Origin of the sequence: Vibrio sp. 10N.222.48.A3, from assembly GCF_041475345.1 — a bacterium.
GTDB lineage: Bacteria > Pseudomonadota > Gammaproteobacteria > Enterobacterales > Vibrionaceae > Vibrio > Vibrio tasmaniensis_A.
On sequence record NZ_JBFRVX010001117.1, the window covers coordinates 1 to 1,521 of the forward strand.

Annotated in this window: 1 protein-coding gene; it reads left to right on the forward strand. The window is 38.7% G+C overall.

Annotation, left to right across the window (positions count from 1 at the left end; genetic code table 11):
• Positions 1–491: 491 nt before the first annotated feature.
• Positions 492–1,521 (forward strand): DNA phosphorothioation-dependent restriction protein DptF (dptF, locus tag AB4653_RS24165; protein ID WP_372105509.1); only part of this gene is annotated, 1,030 nt, incomplete at its 3' end.

Below are 1,521 nucleotides of genomic sequence, written 5' to 3' on the forward strand. Positions count from 1 at the left end.
GAAGCCAGTAGCTAACCGTCATTTATGGCAACAAGTTGATACGTTGAGATCAAGTAAGTTTGTTGAAGTAAGGCGTGCGCATAAGGTCGGAGATTTTGAACAGATGGGGAGAGCGGGGGATATGGCTAGGGAAGCACTTTGAGTGTTCGGTCACACGGGGTGAAAAGGTGTTGAATATGAAGTCTGGGTTAGGAAGTGCTTAAGCTGACCTACCCCAGCACAATTATAAGATTGCAGTAATTGAACGTGTTGTGTTGGCTATGAAGAGCCCAATGTTTGCCAACGTACTGATAAAGCTTGATATCTAACTTTCTTCGCAAAAACATAAAAGATGTGAATTTCTCCAGGAAAAATTAGCGGAATATGAACACGTACACACTAAATTAGGTAGAATGCTTAGTTATACAGTATTGAGTCTGAGTAACAGCGTAAGCTATCCTGGTTATCACCTGTACTTCTGTCTACCTAATATTTTCATGGGGTTATAAAACTTGATTGATTTACGAACCGCACTTAGTGTGATGTCAAAATCGTCGCCATATGCAGTCTCTACAGAGCGAGACGCAACAATATCAACTGACTTAGATGCGGTAAAAAAGTATCTATATGTACAAACGGATATAGAGGCTGACTTTGTTAAACAATTGAAAGGACTATCCTCAACCGATAAGAAAATCATTTTTTTATGTGGTAGTAGTGGTGATGGCAAATCCGAAATACTAACAAAGTATAAGAAAGAGTATCAAAATAGAGCTGACTTCCATCTCGATGCAACCCACAGTTTTCGTCCGAGTGATTCGGCTATTGAAACGCTGAATGAATTGTTTACTGAGTTTAACGCTACACCGAAGCCGCTAGTTGTAGGCATCAATACAGGTATGTTGGGTAACTATGCTGAAGAAGGCACGGTGACCGAAGTAACATCATCAATCAAAGCTTTTTTAGAGAAACAGCCGACCTCAGAAAATCATATCTTTTTAGATTTTGAAGACTATCCTAAATTTACGTTAGAAATTGACGGTCATACTTCTAAGTTTGCAAAAGAGCTGCTTCAGAAAATTACTGAAAAAGATGAAAATCTAATTCGCCAATACTTTGATGTTGAAATGCACAAACAAAGCCCGGATAAAAAGCTTTGTGCAAACTATCAATTACTAGGGCGTGAAGAAGTTCAAGATGTCATTGTCGATCTATTGTTCAAAGCGCGTTTAATGAAAGATCAATTCTTAACAGCGCGAGCATTATTGGATTTCATTTTTCATCTGCTTGCTGGGCCTGGCTATTTGTTTGATAACCTATTCAAAAAAGGTGAAAACGAGCTGACCAATATTATTTCAGACTTTGACCCATCGATTCAACGTACACAAAAAATCGACAAATTTATTTTGTCTCACTCATTGCAGCTACCAGACGTTAACTTTGACGATTATAAAACCGCATTGACTGCTTTTGGTATACGAAGGGGACTAAATGCCGAGTCCTACTTGCGATTGTTTTATATTCTAAGGAAGTCGGACTATG